Origin of the sequence: Amphibacillus marinus, from assembly GCF_900110345.1 — a bacterium.
GTDB lineage: Bacteria > Bacillota > Bacilli > Bacillales > Amphibacillaceae > Amphibacillus_D > Amphibacillus_D marinus.
Genome location: NZ_FODJ01000013.1, coordinates 1 through 21,131, shown reverse-complemented (window position 1 = coordinate 21,131; position 21,131 = coordinate 1). Strand labels below are relative to the sequence as shown.

General features: G+C 38.5%; 23 protein-coding genes and 2 tRNA genes. 20 read left to right on the top strand and 5 right to left on the bottom strand.

The genetic code is table 11. The annotated features are described in order from the left end of the window. Positions 1-117: 117 nt before the first annotated feature. The 5 genes from rph to BM000_RS14515 all read left to right on the top strand — a co-directional run bounded on the left by rph (position 118) and on the right by BM000_RS14515 (position 2,367). The gene (gene rph / locus BM000_RS14535) at positions 118-867 is read left to right on the top strand and encodes a ribonuclease PH (protein WP_091499844.1); all 750 of its coding nucleotides are present in this window, start codon (positions 118-120) and stop codon (positions 865-867) included. Beyond that, positions 868-1,461, top strand: coding sequence for an XTP/dITP diphosphatase (locus BM000_RS14530; RefSeq protein WP_091499842.1), 594 nt, complete (start codon positions 868-870; stop codon positions 1,459-1,461). Positions 1,462-1,476: 15 nt separating this feature from the next. Continuing rightward, positions 1,477-1,995 carry a metallophosphoesterase gene (locus BM000_RS14525; protein ID WP_091499840.1) on the top strand — a complete coding sequence of 173 codons (519 nt, stop codon included), beginning with the start codon at positions 1,477-1,479 and terminating at the stop codon, positions 1,993-1,995. 223 nt (positions 1,996-2,218) lie between these two features. Then, positions 2,219-2,292 (top strand) — tRNA-Gly (locus BM000_RS14520). Between the two features lies 1 nt (position 2,293). Then, a tRNA-Arg gene (locus BM000_RS14515) sits at positions 2,294-2,367 on the top strand. 54 nt (positions 2,368-2,421) lie between these two features. Here the strand turns inward: BM000_RS14515 and BM000_RS14510 are convergent. Continuing rightward, complete coding sequence (locus BM000_RS14510; RefSeq protein WP_091499839.1) at positions 2,422-2,730, bottom strand: hypothetical protein; 309 nt, start codon at positions 2,728-2,730, stop codon at positions 2,422-2,424. A 387-nt stretch (positions 2,731-3,117) separates the two neighbouring features. Beyond that, positions 3,118-3,402, bottom strand: coding sequence for a hypothetical protein (locus BM000_RS16685; RefSeq protein ID WP_143063946.1), 285 nt, complete (start codon positions 3,400-3,402; stop codon positions 3,118-3,120). Between the two features lie 234 nt (positions 3,403-3,636). Here BM000_RS16685 and BM000_RS14505 point away from each other — a divergent pair, with 234 nt between their 5' ends. Beyond that, on the top strand, positions 3,637-3,855 hold the full coding sequence (locus BM000_RS14505; protein WP_091499837.1) for a DUF6366 family protein: 219 nt from the start codon (positions 3,637-3,639) through the stop codon (positions 3,853-3,855). Between the two features lie 90 nt (positions 3,856-3,945). Here BM000_RS14505 and BM000_RS14500 read toward each other — a convergent pair whose 3' ends face one another. Continuing rightward, a complete protein-coding gene (locus BM000_RS14500) occupies positions 3,946-4,647 on the bottom strand; it encodes a glycoside hydrolase family 11 protein (protein ID WP_091499835.1) in 702 nt (233 codons plus the stop codon). Between the two features lie 360 nt (positions 4,648-5,007). On the opposite strand from BM000_RS14500, the gene BM000_RS14495 reads away from it, so the two are divergent. The 4 genes from BM000_RS14495 to BM000_RS14480 all read left to right on the top strand — a co-directional run bounded on the left by BM000_RS14495 (position 5,008) and on the right by BM000_RS14480 (position 8,023). After that, on the top strand, positions 5,008-6,144 hold the full coding sequence (locus BM000_RS14495; RefSeq protein ID WP_091499833.1) for an SGNH/GDSL hydrolase family protein: 1,137 nt from the start codon (positions 5,008-5,010) through the stop codon (positions 6,142-6,144). Positions 6,145-6,310: 166 nt separating this feature from the next. Beyond that, entirely contained in the window at positions 6,311-6,577 is a 267-nt protein-coding gene (locus BM000_RS14490) for a holin (RefSeq protein ID WP_091499832.1), read from the top strand. A 39-nt stretch (positions 6,578-6,616) separates the two neighbouring features. Next, positions 6,617-7,375, top strand: a complete 759-nt coding sequence (locus BM000_RS17115; protein WP_281246009.1) for a M23 family metallopeptidase — start codon at positions 6,617-6,619, stop codon at positions 7,373-7,375. A gap of 102 nt (positions 7,376-7,477) precedes the next feature. Next, complete coding sequence (locus tag BM000_RS14480; protein WP_091499830.1) at positions 7,478-8,023, top strand: class I SAM-dependent methyltransferase; 546 nt, start codon at positions 7,478-7,480, stop codon at positions 8,021-8,023. A gap of 125 nt (positions 8,024-8,148) precedes the next feature. On the opposite strand, the gene BM000_RS14475 is transcribed toward BM000_RS14480, so the two are convergent. Next, positions 8,149-8,328 (bottom strand): H-type small acid-soluble spore protein, encoded by a 180-nt coding sequence (locus BM000_RS14475; protein WP_091499829.1) that lies wholly within the window; start codon positions 8,326-8,328, stop codon positions 8,149-8,151. Positions 8,329-8,510: 182 nt separating this feature from the next. On the opposite strand from BM000_RS14475, the gene BM000_RS16825 reads away from it, so the two are divergent. The 7 genes from BM000_RS16825 (at position 8,511) to yihA (ending at position 16,391) form a co-directional block, all read left to right on the top strand. Further along, complete coding sequence (locus BM000_RS16825) at positions 8,511-8,669, top strand: hypothetical protein (protein ID WP_177178312.1); 159 nt, start codon at positions 8,511-8,513, stop codon at positions 8,667-8,669. A gap of 214 nt (positions 8,670-8,883) precedes the next feature. Then, positions 8,884-9,144: a holin gene (locus tag BM000_RS14470; protein ID WP_091499827.1), complete on the top strand. Its 261-nt coding sequence runs from the start codon at positions 8,884-8,886 to the stop codon at positions 9,142-9,144. A gap of 38 nt (positions 9,145-9,182) precedes the next feature. Continuing rightward, positions 9,183-10,166 carry a DUF3196 family protein gene (locus BM000_RS14465; protein WP_091499826.1) on the top strand — a complete coding sequence of 328 codons (984 nt, stop codon included), beginning with the start codon at positions 9,183-9,185 and terminating at the stop codon, positions 10,164-10,166. A 225-nt stretch (positions 10,167-10,391) separates the two neighbouring features. Next, the gene (tig, locus tag BM000_RS14460) at positions 10,392-11,678 is read left to right on the top strand and encodes a trigger factor (protein WP_091499824.1); all 1,287 of its coding nucleotides are present in this window, start codon (positions 10,392-10,394) and stop codon (positions 11,676-11,678) included. A gap of 418 nt (positions 11,679-12,096) precedes the next feature. Continuing rightward, positions 12,097-13,371 (top strand): ATP-dependent protease ATP-binding subunit ClpX, encoded by a 1,275-nt coding sequence (clpX, locus tag BM000_RS14455; protein WP_091499823.1) that lies wholly within the window; start codon positions 12,097-12,099, stop codon positions 13,369-13,371. Positions 13,372-13,483: 112 nt separating this feature from the next. After that, complete coding sequence (lon, locus tag BM000_RS14450) at positions 13,484-15,841, top strand: endopeptidase La (RefSeq protein ID WP_091499821.1); 2,358 nt, start codon at positions 13,484-13,486, stop codon at positions 15,839-15,841. Then, on the top strand, positions 15,810-16,391 hold the full coding sequence (gene yihA / locus BM000_RS14445) for a ribosome biogenesis GTP-binding protein YihA/YsxC (protein WP_091499820.1): 582 nt from the start codon (positions 15,810-15,812) through the stop codon (positions 16,389-16,391). Before lon ends, yihA begins: the two co-directional genes overlap by 32 nt. Positions 16,392-16,582: 191 nt before the next feature. On the opposite strand, the gene BM000_RS14440 is transcribed toward yihA, so the two are convergent. Continuing rightward, the gene (locus tag BM000_RS14440) at positions 16,583-17,065 is read right to left on the bottom strand and encodes a LiaI-LiaF-like domain-containing protein (protein ID WP_091499818.1); all 483 of its coding nucleotides are present in this window, start codon (positions 17,063-17,065) and stop codon (positions 16,583-16,585) included. Between the two features lie 167 nt (positions 17,066-17,232). Here BM000_RS14440 and hemA point away from each other — a divergent pair, with 167 nt between their 5' ends. The 3 genes from hemA to BM000_RS14425 all read left to right on the top strand — a co-directional run bounded on the left by hemA (position 17,233) and on the right by BM000_RS14425 (position 20,879). Further along, the gene (hemA, locus tag BM000_RS14435; protein ID WP_091499817.1) at positions 17,233-18,519 is read left to right on the top strand and encodes a glutamyl-tRNA reductase; all 1,287 of its coding nucleotides are present in this window, start codon (positions 17,233-17,235) and stop codon (positions 18,517-18,519) included. After that, positions 18,503-19,801 carry a glutamate-1-semialdehyde 2,1-aminomutase gene (gene hemL / locus BM000_RS14430; protein WP_091499815.1) on the top strand — a complete coding sequence of 433 codons (1,299 nt, stop codon included), beginning with the start codon at positions 18,503-18,505 and terminating at the stop codon, positions 19,799-19,801. The genes hemA and hemL overlap by 17 nt, the downstream gene beginning before the upstream one ends. Positions 19,802-19,961: 160 nt before the next feature. Then, entirely contained in the window at positions 19,962-20,879 is a 918-nt protein-coding gene (locus BM000_RS14425; protein ID WP_091499814.1) for a LysM peptidoglycan-binding domain-containing protein, read from the top strand. Positions 20,880-21,131 lie beyond the last annotated feature (252 nt).

The following is a 21,131-nucleotide window of genomic DNA, read 5'->3' as shown; positions in this document are numbered from 1 at the left end:
TAGCTTAAATAAGGGTTGTTTGTTTTTTTAAAAAAATCAGGCTTAGAGCAAAGTGAATTTATGATAACGGGAGAAAATATGTTACGATAGGAACGTGAGAATCAAGGAGGACGAATGATGAGACCAAATAATAGAAACCTAAATCAGTTAAGAGCGGTGACCATTACAACAGATTTTACCAAGCATGCAGAGGGCTCGGTCTTGATAACGATCGGTGATACAAAAGTCATCTGTAACGCAAGCGTTGAGGAACGTGTGCCTCCTTTTATGAGGGGACAGGGAAAGGGCTGGATTACAGCTGAGTATGCGATGCTTCCCCGTGCAACAGAGCAACGTAATATTCGTGAGTCTTCTAAAGGGAAAGTGTCTGGAAGAACGATGGAAATTCAGCGGTTAATTGGGCGCGCGCTTAGAGCGGTGGTCGACTTAGACCAGTTGGGAGAACGGACAATTTGGATTGATTGTGATGTTATTCAGGCTGACGGCGGCACGCGAACGGCTTCTATTACCGGAGCATTCGTTGCGATGGTGCTTGCGCTCGGTAAACTTGTTGATCGAAAGCAGCTGAAGACAATTCCAATTACAGATTACTTGGCTGCCATCTCTGTTGGAATTATGCCTAATGGTGATGCAGTTCTTGACCTAGAGTACCTTGAAGATTCACAAGCAAATGTCGATATGAATATTGTCATGACTGGGGCAAGAGAGTTTGTTGAAATTCAAGGTACCGGAGAAGAAGCAACTTTCAATGCTTCACAGCTTCAACAAATGCTTGAATTAGCAGAACAAGGGATGACAGATCTTTTTGGTTATCAGAAGCAAGCTTTAGGTACGTATGCGGATCTGATTAGTGAGAGGGAAGCTTAAATGAACAAAATTTTAATTGCAACAAAAAATAAAGGGAAAGTAAATGACTTTAAAGGTTTATTTGGTGCAAAGAATATTGAAGTAATTTCTTTACTTGATCTAGCAGAACCAATTGCTGATATTGAAGAAACAGGACAAACCTTTGCTGAGAATGCAACACTAAAAGCTGAAACAATTGCTAAACAGCTCCAACTGCCTGTCATAGCAGACGACTCAGGACTAGAAATTGCCGCCTTAAAAGGTGAACCGGGTGTTTATTCCGCGCGTTATGCGGGAATTGAGAAAAATGACCAGCGAAATATTGATAAAGTGCTTGAAAACATGGCTGACGTTAAACAAGAGGATCGAGCAGCGCAGTTTGTTTGTGCACTTGCATTGGCCATTCCTGGTCAAGAAACAGTGATTAAGCATGGCTATTGCAAAGGGTTTATTACGACAACCCAGATTGGAAAGAATGGCTTCGGCTATGATCCGATTTTTCAGCCTGAAGGCTACGATGTTACAATGGCACAACTAAAGCCAGAAGAGAAAAATGCCATTAGTCACCGCGGCAATGCCTTAAAAGAGCTTGCTGCTTGGTTAGCGATAAATTAGAAAGTAGGTCTTAGCATGCCACGTGTGTTAATTATTAGTGATAGTCATGGATTGACAAAAGAGGTAAGAGCTTTAAAGGATCACTATCAGGATCAAGTAGAGCAGCTGATTCATTGCGGCGATTCGGAACTAGATTATCAGGATGATGCCATGAAAGGTTATCATCGTGTCGCAGGTAACTGTGATTACGACGCCGAGTACCCAGAAGAAGCAAGCTTTACTGTAGCCGGTGTCAACTTTTTTGTTGCCCATGGTCATATGGATAATGTTAAAATGAGTCTAACTCCGATTACATATCGAGCAAGTGAACGAGATGCTAACATTATTTGTCATGGTCATTCACATCTAGCAGCTGCCACAAAAGTTGGTGACCAGCTTGTTATTAACCCTGGCAGTATTCGATTGCCAAGAGGCAGACGTGAAGAGACCTATGCAATCTTAGATTGGGATGAAGATGGGTTGTATCACGTTCACTTTTATCAATTGAATGGTAATGAGGTAACAGACCTCGCCATGACAACGCGATTAGACTAGGGGAAGGGAGCAGTGGTTTGTAGCCAGTGCTCTCTAGCTAGTTTTGTCAAAGGATACTGGATTTGATTTTTTTAGCTAAAAACAATTGACATTTGCTCGTAATCTTACTATAATAAATCTTGTCCGTTAAGAAAGTATACATAATTTTGGCTGTAAAGTAAGAAAAAGTGGCGCATTATTTTAACCAATAGAAGTGCCGATGATGAAAAAATTTATAAGTAATGCGGGTGTAGTTTAGTGGTAAAACCTCAGCCTTCCAAGCTGATGATGAGGGTTCGATTCCCTTCACCCGCTCCATGTCCCAGTAGCTCAGCTGGATAGAGCAACGGCCTTCTAAGCCGTGGGTCGGGAGTTCGAATCTCTCCTGGGACGCTAAAGTATTAAAAACAGGCCCTTCACTTATTATTAGTGAGGGGTCTGTTTTGTTTAGAAGACCGTGCTTATTTTAAGATGCTCTTTATTAATTAATTCTCTTAGAGTAACACTTTCAATTTTAAAGGTATCTAAAAGTATTCTGTTATCACCATTATAATAGTCGCTAAGTTGAATTTGTTTTTGCCAAAGAACTCTTCCTTCTTTATGATGTCCTATGAAATACTCTTTATTATTAAAATAAAACTCAATCTCACGGCCCGTGTCAAGTAGGTATAGAAAGTGTTCGTAACTAATTATTTCACCAACTGGCATATCATCAAAATTTCCCTCGCTATTTTTCATTTTTTCTTCTCCAATCATTTTTTATGTCCACTTCTAACTCCATTTTTCCATGTATGGCGATGTGGGAATTTCAAACCTTGACTAGAGTGCCTATAGTCAAGGTCAAGTTCAGCAGTTCTTTTTTTATTATTATGGAGTAGCTTTAACTTAGGAAAAAATAACATTTGGAAAATGTGCTATATTCGCATTATTAGTTTTCTTTGGTCGGATTAATTTATTGGATTTACATTCTAAGAATAAAGTGAAGGCTTTATTTTGTTATCGTGTAATAGCAAATGATTACTATTTTATAAAAACTGGATAATCTTAAACCTTATAAGACAAAGCTACAAAACACTATTATAAAGTACTTTGTAGTTTTTTTAATTTCGCACTATACATTCACATTATACCAAGCATAACAAATTAACCCCACCACATTATCGTTACAAACAATGAAAACCAAGAAACTGGAATTGTACACGCTAATGTTAACACTAAGTAACTAGAAAAAAGCGCTCTATTCTTTCGCGAGATAATTGGAACAGTGGCGAATAGAATGAGACTTAAAGCAGTATAGGCTGTTAAGTATGCAGTAGGATGAAAAGAAGTAAAGATACTAGCTGAGAAATCAGCAAGTGATTGGCCGTAAATGCCGAGCGAAATGGCAACGGCTAACAAGCAAATTCGTATTAGATGAAATTTAAGCAAATAGATCACCTCAGAGTAGAATTGAATACAGCTAATTGTTTAACTATATCTTAAAAATATTACCATTTAACTTGACAAAAGGTAAGTACAATTTCAACAAAGACACAAATTGTTCATAGTTTCACAAAAAATTGAAACCACAAATTTAAAAGCTGGCTTGACACGTTTGCTCGTAAACCGTAGACTTAAACCAAATACATCCAATAATTTAAAATTTCGAAAATTAAGAATGGGGTGGTTAACATCGAGGGTAAACAAGTACCTGAAGCAAGACGTGAAATGCTACGCCAACAAGAATTAAAAAAGAGCCATTTGGGTAATTTACGAGATGCTGCTGGTCGAAATCAAGGTGGGAGCTTAGTGGATTTATTTAATAGCCTTGGTTGGAAGGGAAGTTTAGTACTAATATCGGTGCTTATTTTAGGTGGGTTCTTACTCTTGTGGTTTTTATGAGAAATTATAATAAGCTTTATGAGCTATATGCTATAAAAAAGAACTGCTTAAAAAGCAGCTCATTTTTTGTTAATAGCACATGTATTTGAACTACCAGCTTGGAATGGCTTGACCGTTTACGCTTAACGTATTGCTGTATACTTGTGCTGAACCGCTGCTTTGATAGCCTTCAATTGTTAAGGCAACCTCATACATCTTACCCATGGGCATGCCTCTACTTTCCCATGCACGGAAATGCTCACTTACAGATATGGTTCCGCTTGTTCGTTTCGAGCGTCTCACACTCCAATATTGCTGGAAGGTTCGAGTTCCTTTAATGGACGGTTGGTTTACGCGAGTTGTTTCATAAATGTCATAAACACCACCGTCTACAGTAAGGGTTCCTTTAGAATTGGCACCTGATGGTCGCCAGCTCCCCCAGCTATCAACAATATAATATTCGACTAACGGGTCAACGGTCCAGCCGTAGACGCAGAGATATGAGTTACCATTAGGTTGATAGTTGACACCATAATTAATTGAGAAGTTACCAATTTGTTGATGCGTCTGTGTTTCATTGTACTTTCTTCCTTTTCGAAACAGGATATTATTAATGTTGTTCCATTGAGCGTTAAATGTGCCAACACTATTCAATGTCATACTGCCAGACCCACCGCTATCCTTCCAAAATTCATAATCGTAACCACTGTGGTTACCAATACTGTTGCTTGTTATCGTTTGGGCATATAAAATAGTAGGAATAGCTAACGTGAAAAAAATAATTAGTGAAAGCAATACTTTCTTTTTCTTCAAATCGTAAACCTCCTTATCATCAATTAGAAAATCTCAGCTTGCCTCCTTTTTAGTAATCGCTTACATATGATCGTATGTAACCCATTATGGTATTTTGACCACAAAAACCTTAGAACTACCTGTAAAAAGTTTAGCTGTTAACGGAATAGGTGCGGCTTTAAAACACATTAAAAGGAAACATGTGCCGATCGTCTTATGCTCCCTAATGTGAATTCAATAGTAAATTGAGTTAAACCATGAACGCATTTAGTAGACTGAACTAGGCAGTGTATGGAATATGAAGTCAGGGAATTTAATGTAGGATAATCCTGAATTTTGTATTATACTTATTAAGACATGGATGTGTAAGGGAGAGGTTTTGTGAAGGCGAAGTCATTATTTGTTGCTTTATTGAGTACCATTATATTTGGTGTGTTTATTGTAATTGGATTCTTTTATTATCAAGGGAAGTTAGCTGATATTAATGATCAGGCTCAAGTTACTTATGCTAATTATACTAATGAACGTAAGGAAAGGCAGCAGCGGCTAGTTGAAATGGATTTATACGGGAAAATCAATGAGGGTGAAACGGTTAATTATTTAGTGTTAGGTGATCATATTGGCTATCAGGATGTTAATTCTGGTGAAAGGTGGTCTGATCTAGTCGAGCAATCACTTAGAGAAGCGTTTGATGTGCGTATGCAAGGGGATTATATATCATTTGATACTAACGATGTGCTTGGGCGTATTGTTGAATTAAATGATTTAGTTGAAGATGCTTCATATGATTTGGTCTTCCTTGTTCTATCAGACGCGGATCGTGATATAATAAATTCTTTTCATCAATATGAATTACAATTAGAAACATTGCTTGACAAAATTATTAGTCACAATGACAAGGCTGAAATTGTTACCATTTTTGAAGGTGATATTGAGCAAGAAGGTATGTCAGAAGTAGAAGATGTAGTCATTAAGATGGCTGATCATTATGGATTTAAATTTTTATCTGCAACAGATAAACAAGAGCATGCTGAAGAGGACTATCTGACATTTGAGCAAGCCGAAGTTAAGCTAACAGAGGATGGTCATATGTATTATGCTGAACAAATTTCTTCATATTTAATTGAGCAAGCTGAAGGAGAAAAGGAAATTCAATATGTTAATCATGATCCCTTATTTGCTGGTAGTAATTATGATCAGGTCGTATATTCGAATGAACCAACGCGAATAACGGGCTTTGAGAAAGAAGAGGGTTTCTTTATTGCTCAATCAGCGGGGGACTCGTTAATTTTTCAGTTTGAAGGCGAGCTATTAGCTGTACATTTCTTCAATCAAGGTGGACTAATTGAGGTGTACTTGGATGGTGAATTTCTGCAACAGCTTCATTTATCTTCAATAAATAGAGGGAATCGTTATCTGACTTTGTTAAACGATTTACCTGCTAAGCAGTATACTGTTCAATTCATTGTTAGGGAAATGGATGGTCCAATTAAAATTGGTGGCCTTGTAACCAAGTAAATTAACCAGATTAGAGAGAGTCAATTCGTCTCTTTCTTCTGGGTTTTTTATTTGGCTAAATATGTTGTCAATATAGCGGGATAAAAGCGTGTTTTTTGGTAGCTCAGGGTGAAGAGCATAATCATATTTGTAAAGCTAGACTACTATATTGCAGGGGGTGATTGCGATGGAGCAAGTTTTGGTCTTTGCAACGATTTTGTTGCCAATCGTAACATCAATGGTAGAGCTTGTGAAAAGATCTGTTAATTTGCCAAAAAATGCTGTCCCAGTGATTAGCTTTATTTTAGGTATCGCGATTGGTGCTGTTGCTTATCCATTTACTGAATTATCTCTTGTTTTAAGGCTCTGGTCAGGAGGATTTGCTGGATTAGCGAGCACAGGCCTATTTGAACTTGTGATTAATAATCGTGCCGGCAAAACTAAGGATGAATGAAGAAAGAATCTATTATAAAAGGCAAAGGAGGTGACTAAGATGGCAGAATGGAATGGCTATCGCATTACTTCCCCTTTTGGGTGGCGAACGCATCCCATAAGAGGTGGTCGTGATTTTCACACTGGAATTGATTTGGTTAAAAGTCATCGTGCACCAATAGAAGCCTTTACAGCTGGAAAAGTTATTTATTCGGGAATGGGACGTTCTGGAACAGGTTTAGGTGGCTATGGCAATGTTGTCTTATTAGAGGATCGTTATGGTCGTGGTCAGCTTTATGCTCATTTAGATCAAGTATTGGTCGTTGTCAATCAACAGATTAGTCGGGGAACTGTTATTGGTAGACAAGGAGCAACCGGCAATGTGACGGGATCACATCTACACTTTGAAGTGAGAAAGCGGACAACACCGCAGTTTGGTTGGGAGGCAGATCGTGTCAACAATTGTTTAAATCCGACTCAGTATATTAATCAATTTGATCATAAAGATGAAGTAAATGATGTTGTTTATACCGTAAGAAGTGGGGATACATTATCAGGAATTGCGCAACGTTACCAAACCACAGTGGAGCAATTAGTGCGCGCGAATCAAATTCGCAATCGCAATTTAATTCGTGTTGGTCAACAACTTGTTATTAATCCAAATGGTCACGGGAATTATTATATTGTACAACGTAATGATAATCTGAGTATTATTGCGCAACGTCACCGGATTAGTTTGAATCGCATTAAACAGCTTAATCCCCAGGTTAGCGGACCGCGCTATATCATTCAACCGGGTGATCGACTTAGAGTTAAATAATAAGAAGAACGCTCATCTTGTCTGGGCGTTCTTCTTATTCATCATCTTGATAACAGTCTGATCATGTTATACTTAAGGTAATAATGTAATAGGGGCTGGACTATGGAAAGAAAGATTGTACTTGGTGCTGGTAAATATTTTAATAATCCGGGCTGGATTTATACGCAAGAGGATGAATTAAGTTTACTGAATGAGGCAGATTGGGAGCGGAAGTTCTCAAAAAATTCAATTGATGCTCTTTTGGCTGAACATGTTTGGGAGCATTTAACGCTAGAAGAAGGTAACAGGGCTGCGACTATTTGTTATCAATATCTTAAGCCCGGTGGTTATATAAGATGTGCGGTACCGGACGGTTACTTTCGGAGTCGTTCATATCAACAACTCATTCAAGTCGGTGGGCCTGGTTCTATTGATCATCCTGCGGCAAGTCATAAAGTTGTTTATCAATATAAAAGCTTAACCAATATATTTAATGAGGTGGGGTTCGATGTCCATCTGTTAGAGTATTGTGATGAACAAGGTGATTTTCATTGGCTTGACTGGGATGAGTCTGCTGGTATTATTTTTCGCTCCAAAAAACTTGATCCTCGCAATAAGAATATGCTTGTTTTTCCTTCATTAATTATTGATGCTTTTAAACCTTCATAATCTAGTAGGCGAATAGGCTAACTAGTCATACTAGGTAAGCAAGATTCTCTTTGACAAACCGTCTTTTTTAAAAAAACCGCCACCTATGATAGCATGTTTTTTTGCTACCTTTAGGGGCGGTTCTTTTAATGCTCAATAAGCTCTTCCACTGAAACACTTTTCTTCTCTTCAGGATTACTAAGCGGATGAATTGTTGCTAGGCCATGATTTTGATCAACATGTTCAATGTAAATCTTCTCACCGTTGCAGGTAACTTCAATCATTTCTTGGTCCATGGTAATTTCCTGTGCACGCTGGGCGTCCATTATTTCACCACCTTACTTAATCAGGGTAAACTTATTATCAGCTCGTCCGTCAGTCTTATTCGGTAAAAGCAGTCGAAAACTAATTAAATATGTGGGTATTTTCGGTTATTCATGTAATTTTTTCAACAAATTACACATGCCGAAAAATGGAAATGCATAGAATTAGTATAGGAGGAGGTGATATGATGGATGTTGAGATGATTTTGACCCTTGTTGCGGTAATTGCTACCATTTTCAAGAACTTTATCTCAGCATGGAAGGATATTAATGATATCAAGCTAAGTACTAGAAAGAGAAAAAGACGTCCCCGAAGATTAAAGAGACGTCATCTAAAGTTCTAATTGGGGAGGAGAAATCCTCCCCCGCTATATAATATAGTCACGGAACAAGCTCTTCATGCACATATTTTTCTAAAGTCAGTTTAAAGCGGATAAAATTGATGAATGTCTACCTTTCGGGCTATAATAAGACAACATCATTAATTAATTTATTGAATTTGGCGTAATGAAAGACTGTCTTAGTGCGTATTCTCTTATAATAAAGGGGGACGTTTTAATGGATCAGGTATTAATATTTGCTACGATTCTGCTACCAGTTATTTCGGCTCTTGTAGAAATGATTAAACTGACAGTTAATTTACCAAAGAATATTATTCCGCTTCTAAGCTTCTTAATCGGGTTGTTAATAGGTGCACTCGCCTATCCATTTACCGACTTAGAATTAATTATGCGGCTATGGTCTGGTGGGCTAGCAGGACTTTCGGCAACTGGTTTGTTTGAAATGATTAATAATAGGGAAGGAATGACTAAAGAATGAATTTAGCCAGAGGAAACAAGCTGAAAGGAGGTGCTTGTATGGATCAGCAACATAAAAATGTTGTCCTGTTTCCTAAGCAAAGAAAAGAGTTAGAACAACAAGCAGAGCAGGCGCTGCACCGTAAGCAATTTGTAGAAGCATTAAAGATTTTTGAACAGCTCATTGACTATGGAATAACTGAACGGGACATTTCGATGGGAAAGCTCACCTGTTTAATTGAATTAGGCAGACATCGAGATGCTGAGGATCTTTGTGAAGAACTTATTGCAAGGGAAGATGATGATTATTTTTCATACATAAACATATACGCAACACTTTTGTTCCAGTTTCACAAACATAAAGAAGTCGGTCAGTTATTGGAAGAGGTTTTAGGGAATGAACAAATTCCTGAGCAATTACATAACCAACTAAAGAAACTTTTTGAAGTTAACCAACCTCTTGTTGACGAACAGCTTGAGCGTGAAATGCTTGTGACAAAGCGCGAATTAGAAGAGGCACTTGATAATCAAGATACAATGGCCCAATGGCATCTTGTTAACCATTTGCAAAGAATGAATTTAGCCCCTTACTTTACACTGTTTGAGAAAATGTTAATAAATGAAGCAGTACATCCTGTTGTGAAAACCGTTATTGTCGGCTTGCTTCAGGCCCAATCAATTGATCGACTTTTCAAAGTGGGAAAATTCAATCAACAACGGACCATTAATCCGATTCAGATTCCGTTTATGAATGATCACCCCTTTCAGCTTGAGTTAAAAAAGCGACTATCATCAATTGAAGATAATGACCCATCTTTTTATCGCTTTAGTAACCAATTAATTGATCGTTTTTTTTACGTGAATTACCCTATGGTTCCTAGCATGGATGAAGTTGATATTCTAAAAGATGCAATTGTAGCATTAGTAAAAGCTTCTTACCATTCTAATCAGCAACAGGCGGATCATCTATCTTCTGAAGTAAAGGATAGAATGAATCAAATACTTGAATGTGAGCAAATTTATTTTTCACTAATGGAAGAATAAAAAATAATTTATTACATTTTAAAAACTGCTTTTTTTAGAAAAGTGCAGAAAAGTAGTTAGGTTATAAAAGTTCGTGCGCTCTTCTCTATAGTAATAGTTGAAAGCGTCTTTGTTTGTGTTATAATATAATGGTTGTAATTTGCGTTCGGCCTTGTAACACGATAAGATGAACTGATGGATGAACGGCAAATAGAATTTACATGTATGCATATGGAGGGAAATTGTATGACAGCGAAATGGGAGAAAAAAGAGGGCAATTTAGGCACTCTAACCGTTGAAGTAGATGCAGAAAAATTTAATGCTGCACTTGATCAAGCATTTAAAAAAGTAGTAAAGGATGTTCAATTACCTGGTTTTCGTAAGGGGAGAATTCCGCGTGGTATGTTCGAACAGCGTTTTGGTGTAGAGTCGCTATATCAAGATGCAGTAGATATTATTTTGCCAGAGGAATATGCAAATGCTGTTGATGAAGCTGGCATTTCACCAGTTGATCAGCCGGAAATTGATATTACTCAGATTGAAAAAGGTAAATCATTTATTTTCACTGCAGAAGTTACAGTTAAGCCTGAAGTTACACTAGGTGATTACAAAGGCTTAGAGGTTGAAGAAACTGATGTAACAGTAACAGATGAAGATGTTGATAATGATATTGAGAATCAGCGCCAAGGCTTGGCTGAGCTTGTTGTTAAAGAAGAGGGCACAATTGAAACCGGTGATACTGTTGTACTCGATTTTGAAGGCTTCGTTGATGGTGAGGCTTTTGAGGGTGGAAAAGCAGAAAATCATTCTTTAGAAATTGGTTCAGGTTCATTTATCCCTGGTTTTGAAGAGCAGCTAATCGGTAAGACTACTGGTGATGAGGCTGATGTTGAGGTTACTTTCCCAGAAGAATACCATGCTGAGGAGCTTGCTGGTAAAGCAGCAACCTTTAAAGTGAAGATTCATGAAATTAAAGCGAAAGAACTTCCTGAGTTAGATGATGAATTTGCTAAAGATGTCAATGATGAAGTTGAATCATTAGCTGAATTAAAAGAAAAAACAAAAGTACGCTTAGAAGAGCAAAAGAAAACAGAAGCTGATAATAATAAGCGCGAAGCACTTATTAATCAAGCTTCAGATAATGCTGAAATTGATATTCCAGAAGCAATGGAAAAAACCGAATTGGATCGTATGCTTCGTGAATTTGAGCAACGTTTACAACAACAAGGTATGACACTTGATATGTATTTCCAATTCTCAGGTCAGGACGAGTCTGCTCTTAAAGAACAGATGAAGGAAGACGCGGCAAAACGTGTTAAAACAAATCTTGTTTTAGAAGCAATTGCAGAAACTGAAAACCTAGAAGTTTCTGAAGATGATGTCAATGAAGAATTAAAAACAATGTCTGAAATGTATCAAATTGAGCCAGACCAACTTAAGCAAATGCTTGGTGGCAATACAGATAACATTAAAGAAGACTTGAAATTTAAAAAAGCGATTGACTTCTTAGCTGAAAACAGCAAAAGTAAATAATGAGTCGCTAGTACTGGAACGTGTTTTTGAATGAATAAATGTATAGAAAACAAGGCGAATATAACTATCGCCTTGTTTTCTACCATACAGACCTTTTTTCTATTTCATTTCTTATGTAGTAAGGTTTTGCATACTCTTTTGCTTGAATAAAACGGCTGATTAACTTAACACTCGCACTCTTTTTTCATATACTAACTACATATACTTAAGTTAGCTCGTTTAACGCGTTCATAAATTGGTAACACTAAGAACACAGCACAAGAGATATTGTTTTGAATCTGAACTATTATTTGTTATGATGATACTGTGACAGCAAAGCACCACAGCTTTTGGTAACAGTTTTTAACGAATATAGATAGGATAAGGTTGAATTTAAAAGCGAGAGCGTGCTTGTTTATCTAACTGAGAGGTGAAAATGATGTATAAATTTAATGAAGAGAAGGGTCAATTAAAATGTTCCTTCTGTGGGAAAAGCCAAGATCAGGTGCGTAAATTAGTTGCTGGTCCTGGAGTCTATATATGTGATGAGTGTATTGATCTTTGTGCAGAAATCGTTGAGGAAGAGTTAGGTGCAGATGAAGAGGTTGAATTTAAAGATGTACCTAAACCACAGGAAATCTGTAATATTCTTGATGATTATGTCATTGGCCAGACGAAAGCAAAGCGTAGCTTATCGGTAGCTGTTTATAACCACTATAAACGTATCAACGCTTCACGCGGGACCGATGATGTTGAACTTGCTAAAAGTAATATTGCCATGATTGGACCTACAGGGAGCGGTAAAACATTACTTGCCCAAACACTAGCACGTATTTTAAATGTTCCATTTGCAATAGCTGACGCTACTTCTTTAACTGAGGCGGGTTATGTAGGCGAGGATGTAGAGAACATTTTACTTAAACTTATTCAGGCAGCTGATTATGATGTTGAAAAGGCTGAGAAAGGCATCATTTACATTGATGAAATTGACAAGGTTGCACGAAAATCTGAAAATCCATCAATTACGAGAGATGTCTCTGGTGAAGGCGTTCAACAAGCGCTCTTGAAAATTCTTGAAGGAACAACTGCTAGTGTACCACCTCAGGGTGGTCGTAAGCATCCGCATCAGGAGTTTATTCAAATTGATACAACCAATATCTTGTTTATTGTAGGTGGCGCCTTTGATGGCATTGATCAAATTATTAAAAGTCGTCTCGGTAAAAAAGTTATTGGCTTTGGAGCTGAATCTGAATTTGGTGATTTGGATAAATCAGCTCTATTACAAAAAGTATTACCAGAGGATTTATTGAAATTTGGTTTAATTCCAGAATTTATTGGAAGGCTACCAATTATCGGTGCTTTGGAGCCATTAGATCAAGGTGCGTTAATTCAGATTTTAACACAACCTAAAAATGCTCTTGTTAAACAATACAAGCGTTTGTTTAACATTGACCATGTTGAACTCGATTTTGAAGAGGATGCACTAGAAGCCATCGCCAAAAAGGCAATGGAGCGCAATACAGGTGCGCGTGGTTTAAGGTCAATTCTTGAAGGTATCATGCTAGATGTGATGTTTGAACTTCCTTCAAGAAAAGACATTAAAACATGCATTATTACAAAAGAAACAGTTGAGTTGGAAGATAATCGACCAAAGCTATTACTTGAAGATGGCTCAGTCATTGCAGAAGATGAAGAACCAAAAGAAAGTGCATGATTTTAATTATTAATCCCTTGTGATAGAGCAAGGGATTTTCTTTTCTTATCAACAGACTGTCATTCGTGAGAAAATGGGTATTCTATAAATAAATGAACAGGGAGGGACATTTATGGCTAAAGAAACGATGACGATGACAATTCCACTTCTTCCACTTCGTGGGATGGTGGTCTATCCTTCGGTGGTCATGCATTTAGATATTGGCAGAAAGCCATCCATTGAAGCTTTAGAAATGGCAATGATGCAAGATCGCCAAATACTGCTTGTTGCTCAAAAGGAGAGTGCAGTTAAAGATCCGTCTAAGGATGACCTTTATAATTTTGGTACGATTGCCTATGTAAAGCAAATGCTAAAGCTCCCAAACGGAACCTTTCGTGTGCTTGTTGAAGGAACAAAAAGAGCAGAAATATTAGCATACCATGAGACTGAAAATTATTTCTCCGTTGACATAATCCCATTAGAAGAGCAAATTACGATGAATGATATTAAGCAGCTTGCTTTAACACGTGCATTATTGGATCAATTTAAAAAATATGTTGATTTATCAAGCAAATTAACAAAAGAAACCTATGAAAGCGTTATGGATATTTCTGCCCCTTCGCACTTAACTGATTTAATTAGCTCACATTTACCAATTAAATTATCAATTAAGCAAGTTTTATTAGAGATGACTAATGTTGAAGAACGCGCACAACAGTTAATTGAGCTGGTCTCCAATGAGCAAGAAGTACTTAGATTGGAAAAGAAAATTGGACAACGTGTAAAGAAATCAATTGAACAAACACAAAAAGAATATTATCTTCGTGAACAAATGAAGGCGATTCAAAAGGAATTGGGAGACAAGGACGGTAAATCTGGTGAAGTTGCCGATTTACAAGAAAAAATTGAGCAAGCAGGTATGCCAGAGCGCATTTTAACAACAGCGCTTAAGGAGCTTAAGCGCTTTGAAAGGATACCACAAAGTTCGGCAGAAAGCTCTGTTATTCGTAATTACCTAGAATGGTTAATTGCCTTACCTTGGACAAAGGAAACAGAGGATCATCTTGATGTCGCACATGCGGAAAAAATTCTAAACCAAGACCATTACGGTTTAGATAAGGTTAAGGAACGGGTGTTAGAATATTTAGCCGTTCAGCAATTAACGAACAGTCTTCAAGGACCTATTCTTTGCCTAGTCGGTCCTCCAGGGGTTGGAAAAACCTCACTTGCTCAGTCAATTGCCCGGGCAATTGATCGCAAGTTTGTCCGCCTTTCTTTAGGGGGAGTCAAGGATGAGGCCGAAATTCGTGGACATCGTCGTACCTATGTTGGTGCAATGCCGGGACGCATCATTCAAGGCATGCGAAAAGCGGAAACAATTAATCCTGTGCTATTGTTGGATGAAATTGATAAAATGGCAAATGACTTTCGTGGTGATCCCGCTTCAGCCATGCTAGAGGTGCTTGATCCAGAGCAAAACAATCAATTTAGTGATCATTTTATTGAAGAGAGCTATGATCTAAGTAAGGTTATGTTTATTGCGACTGCGAATAATTTACAAACGATTCCTCGACCATTACTTGATCGCATGGAGATTATCTCAATTCCAGGCTATACAGAAGTAGAAAAGCAGCATATTGCTCGTGATCATTTATTGCCTAAACAACTAGAAGTTCATGGTTTGAGTCATGGACAGCTCCAGTTACGTGAAGCTGCTTTATTAAAGCTTATCCGCAGATATTCAAGAGAGGCGGGCGTTAGGCAATTAGAGCGACAGCTAGCAGCTCTATGTCGAAAAGCTGCGAAGCTGTATGTTTCGAGTGACAAAAAGCGCATTATTGTGACAGAAAAGCAATTAGAAAAAATGTTAGGAAAGCCGATGTTCCGCTATGGTATGATTGAAGAAGAGGATCAAATTGGAACAGCAACGGGACTAGCCTATACAGCAGCAGGGGGCGACACCTTATCGATTGAGGTCAGTATTGTGCCAGGCAAAGGTCGATTATCGTTAACAGGTAAGCTTGGCGATGTGATGAAGGAATCTGCTCAGGCTGCGTTAAGTTATATTCGTTCCCGTGCTGAACAGTTAGAAATAGATCCAGCATTCCATCAAAAGCATGATATTCATATTCATGTTCCAGAGGGAGCGACACCAAAGGATGGACCGTCTGCCGGAATTACAATGGCTACAGCACTCATTTCAAGCCTTACCAATCGACCAGTTAAGAAAGAGGTTGGCATGACAGGGGAAATTACTTTAAGAGGGCGTGTCTTACCAATCGGTGGCTTAAAGGAAAAAACATTAAGTGCGCACCGTGCTGGTTTAAGAACAATTATTATTCCTAAGGATAATGAGCAGGATCTCGATGAAATACCTGAAAGTGTAAAGGCGTCCTTAGCCTTTATTGCAGTTAGTCATTTAGATCAGGTTTTAGAACATGCATTAGTGGGGGAAAAACATGAAAGTAACCAAATCAGACATAACGATTAGTGCGGTTGCGCCTAAGCAATACCCTTCAGAGGGATTGCCAGAAATCGCTTTAGCTGGTCGATCAAATGTCGGGAAATCGTCGTTTATTAACAAATTAATTAATCGCAAAGCCCTAGCAAGAACGTCTTCAAAACCAGGCAAGACACAAACGTTAAATTTCTATATTATAAATGAAGCTTTTCACTTTGTTGACGTGCCGGGCTACGGTTATGCTAAGGTTTCAAAAACGGAACGTGAAGCATGGGGCAGAATGCTGGAAACGTATTTCACCCAACGTGAGAATTTAAAGGCTGCCGTATTACTTGTTGATCTTAGGCATCAGCCAACAGCTGATGATATCAGGATGTATGAATTTCTGAAGCATCATAACATTCCAGTCATTGTTGTTGCAACTAAACTAGACAAGCTAAAAAAAGCACAGGTGGCAAAGAACGTTAAGCTTGTTAAGCAGACGCTAAATTTAGATCCAAATGATCAGCTTATTCCATTCTCTGCTGAAACCGCACAAGGTAAGGAAGAAGCTTGGAGAGTCCTCGAGTCCTATTTGTAAAGAGTACTGGTAAATAAATCATTGTGGGACATCATTGCTTTTATGCTATATTAATAGAATTTACTATTATACTAATTAGTTGAAAGAGGTAAAAATCCGGGTCGCTAAACTTGTATCTGTAACAATACAAAGCACCACCTATCCGCAGCAACAAAAAAAGAGCAATTGCTCTTTTTTTGTTGCAAAAATTATTATTTCCTTTTGATTAATAAATAAATGCCGAGAATAATTAAGCTGATTGGCCAATAGTCTTCAAGGATACCAATAAATTGTTGTATGGTTGTTGAAAATTGATTATTTGTAATGGTTAACAACATGAATAGACCAATTAATAATGTAGCTAAGCCTGCGTATAATCCAGACTTAGTCTTTTGATAACGAACTAGAAAAGCCAATCCAATGATGATGGCATAAACACTCCAGTGCTCAACCCAATTCGGATACATAGAGACGGCTAGAAAGTGTATGCCTAAACCTAGTAAGATGACCCCAGGAAAGAGCTTGTCATGATCCCTCGTTAAATAGCTATGGAGCAATAAGCTAACCCCAATGATGACTAGAAGTGTTGGCCAGGTTGCAAGCTCTGCTAGAATTGGGATGTGTAATTGTTGCAGAAAAAAATATAAGCCGACACCAATTAGAACAAATGCTGTTAAGTAGTTTTGCTTACGCATAGCTACCTCCTTGTCTGGTGATTTTTTGTTGAATGGTATAGCGTTATATGATACGTTACTAGAGTGCTTGTTCTGTCACATTTAAAACATGGTTTTTGCCAGAACAAGTCTTTATTTATTTTATCAGAAAGACAACAGTTTGCCTATTTATAAATGGAGGTGTAACTATGGCAATTATTATGTATGGAACTAGCTATCATAAAGCGCCAATTGCCATCAGAGAAAGATGCGCACTCAATCTTCTTGAGATAAAAGGTGTGTTACAACAGCTGTTACATATTAGCGGGATAGAGGAAGCGGTTGTACTGTCAACCTGTAATCGAACAGAGTTTTATTTAGCTATTGACCTAAATCTATTTAATAAACGAAAAGCTGAGCGTTATTTGCAACAGCTATTTAAACTATCGCCTGCTGAAATTAACACATTCTTTAGCTGGTACGAGAATGTCCAAGCAGTCGAGCACTTACTAAAGGTTACGACTGGTTTAGATGCAATGATTCTTGGCGAGACCCAGATTCTCGGGCAGGTTAAAGTTGCTTATCAACTTGCCCTTGATTACTCGACCACATCTAAGCTACTCAATCGTTTATTTCAACGTGTTCTTAGCTTTGCTAAGCAAGCCCATCAGCATACGCAAATTAACGATCATCCTATCTCACTGAGCTATGCTGCAGTAAAACATGCTGAGCGCTTGCTAAATAAAACTGCATCGAAAACGTTCCTCGTTCTTGGTGCGGGAAAAATGGGGCAGCTTGCGGTTGACTATCTATCCAACTCATCCCAGCATCAGATTATTTTACTTAATCGAGATTCTGATAAGGCAAAACAAATGGCCAAACCGTATCAAATTAAACACGGAGGGCTCGACCAATTGTCAGATTATTTAAAGCAAGTTGATGTTTTGATCAGTACTGTCTCAACACCAAAGCCATTACTTGGCCGCTCGGAAATACAAGCAGTGGTGACGAAGCCTCTTATCTGCTATGATTTGTCAGTACCTAGAAGTATTGCCCACGATGTTCGCTCGCTTGAGGGTATACAGTTATTTGATTTGGACCAGCTCAATCAGGTTATTGATGCGCACAGCAGCTTAAGAAAACAGGCGGCTAGTCAAATTGAGATACTAATCAAGAGGGAGTTGAAACAATTTTCAGTTGATCAAAAAATTGAACAAGTTGCCCCTTCAATTGCCAAGCTCTATGACCAGATCGACCGGGTGAAGGACGATACAGTAAAACGGATAACGGTTAAGCTGCCGCATCTAACTGATCAGGAGTTACAATTAATTGAGAAGCACATGTTCAGTGCAATGAATCAACTTGTTCAACCGTCAATCAAGCAATTAAAAATGCAAAGTGTGACTGAGGACAGTGAAATAGCCAAGTACTATTTTGAGTTATTCTTTAAGCTCAGTCAGATCGATCGGGAGGGTAATTATGAGTCATTCTTTTAAACAATCTATTGCCGCTTATAATCAAGCTAAGAACCTACTGCCAGGTGGGGTGAATTCGCCAGCGCGCGCTTTTAAAGCAGTTGGGATGAATCCGATCTTCATGGAACGAGGAAAAGGATCTAGAATTACCGATATTGATGGACACGACTATATTGATTATGTCCTCAGCTGGGGACCGCTTATTCTTGGTCATGCAGATGATCGGGTTGTAGAAGCATTAACTGAAGTCGTTAGGAAAGGGACAAGCTTCGGTACGCCAACGCAGTTAGAGAGTGATTTAGCGGCATTAGTTATTGAACGTGTGCCATCAATTGAAATGGTTAGAATGGTTAACTCTGGAACAGAGGCGACTATGAGTGTGCTCCGGTTAGCAAGAGGGTATACGGGTCGTAATAAAATTGTTAAATTTGAGGGCTGCTATCATGGGCATGGTGATTCGTTATTAATTAAAGCAGGCTCTGGCGTTGCTACGCTCGGATTACCCGACAGTCCAGGTGTTCCTCGTTCTGTTGCGGAACAGACGATTACTGTTCCATACAATGATTTAGCTAGTGTTGAGCATGCCTTTGAGCAATTTGGAGCTGATATTGCTGCGGTTATTGTAGAACCTGTTGCCGGTAATATGGGTGTTGTACCACCAGTGACTGGTTTTCTTGAAGGGTTAAGGTCACTAACAGAACAAACAGGCAGTCTACTTATTTTTGATGAAGTCATGACAGGGTTTAGAGTTGGATTTCATAGTGCACAAGGACACTACGGTGTCATTCCAGATTTAACATGCCTAGGGAAAGTGATTGGGGGTGGGCTACCTGTAGGCGCCTATGGTGGTAAACGCTCGATTATGGAGCAAATAGCACCAGCGGGAACCATTTATCAAGCAGGTACACTTTCAGGTAATCCGCTCGCAATGATGGCAGGTTACCAAACGCTCAATGCAATGGATATGAAAGCTTATGATCAGTTGAATGAGCGCCTTGAACAATTAGCAACTGGTTATCAAAAGATAGCTCATGCCCATGGTGTTCCGCTTCAAATAAATCGTGCTGGTTCGATGGTGGGCTTCTTCTTTAATGAACAGCCTGTTATTAATTATCAGGTGGCTAGTCAATCTAATCATAAATTGTTCACGGCATACTACCAAGCTATGATTGAACAAGGAATCTTTTTACCGCCCTCACCATACGAAGGCGTATTTCTATCAACTGCTCATTCAGAGCAAGATATTCAGGTAACGATAGAAGCAGTAGATCAAGCATTTTCTAAAATTAAAAGTCTTGTATAATATACGAAACAAATGGCGCGAGAGCTAATAAGCTTTCGTGCTTTTTTACTATATTAATAGTGGTATAATGTAGGCGCTCTGCCTAAGAACTTGTCATATTTTAGTTTGTCATTCATATATCTGTTATTGAGGACTTGTTGAGGTGAAAGGAGGAGAAGGAGTGACTGATCAGGGAACAAAAGCATTTCAGTTTGATTTATCGGAAACATTATTTTTCCATCGACAAGAAGGGGTTTCAGAAATGCTAGGAATAGGATTGGACCCAGAAATTTCGATTCAGGATTTTCCAGACCATGTAGCGATTCGCGGAATTATTGCACTAACTGGTGAATACTTACCATCAGAAATTGATCAAAGTGAAACGACTATAGATGAAATCGATTCACCGCAATTAAGGTATTTTAAAAGTGTTGAACGAGACGAGGACGGCATTTGTGAGTTTGTCCATCACTTTCCTGTTGATATTTCGATTCCCCATGAACGTATAAGTCGTCTAGAGGACTTATCTGTTGGTGTTGATAGCTTCGACTACCACTTACCAGAGCCGTGCAAGCTTGAATTAGAAGCGACAGTTGTAATTCAAGGCTTAGAGCATGAGCGGATCAATTCGATTGAGGAGCCAATTGCTGATGAGCAAGCGGAGGAAGAAGAGGAACGCATTGAATTTGATTTGAAATTAAAGTCAACTGAGAACGAAGAAAAGCAGGATCGTGACTTACAAGTTGCCGACGATGAAGCGCCAGTAGAAGAAGAATCAATTGAAGAATCAAATATTGTTGTCTTACAACGCGGAGTACCCGAAGAAGAGCCGATTGTTGAAGCGGTCCGGGTAGAGCCTGAGCAAGAAATAGAGCCTGAAGAAACGCTGCCACGCCCAACTTCCTTACTTGATTTATTTGATCATGAAGGTAGTGATGAAGACCGCTATGCACAAATGAAGATGTATATTGTGCAACAAGATGACTCATTAGACCAAATTGCTGATAAGTATGGGATTCAGGTTAGTAAAATTCAAAGAGCAAATCAGCTCGATACTTCAATGGTTGAAGAAGGACAAATTATTTATGTACCGGTTTAAGTAGTTTAAAACCAACAAAAAAGCCATTGCTTTGTGAAAACGCAAAGCAATGGCTTTTTTTAACGTTCTTTGAAAACCCCTGGCTATGCCGGGGGTTCTGGAAAGCTTACAGCGAGGTAACAAAAAGCCTCCCAAAGTGATAAGATGAAGTTGGTTTCCCGACCTACCACATCTTAAAACAAAAGGAGGCGTATCCTAAATGCAGGATAAGAATAGTTTAGCACACACAACATGGAAATGTAAGTATCATAT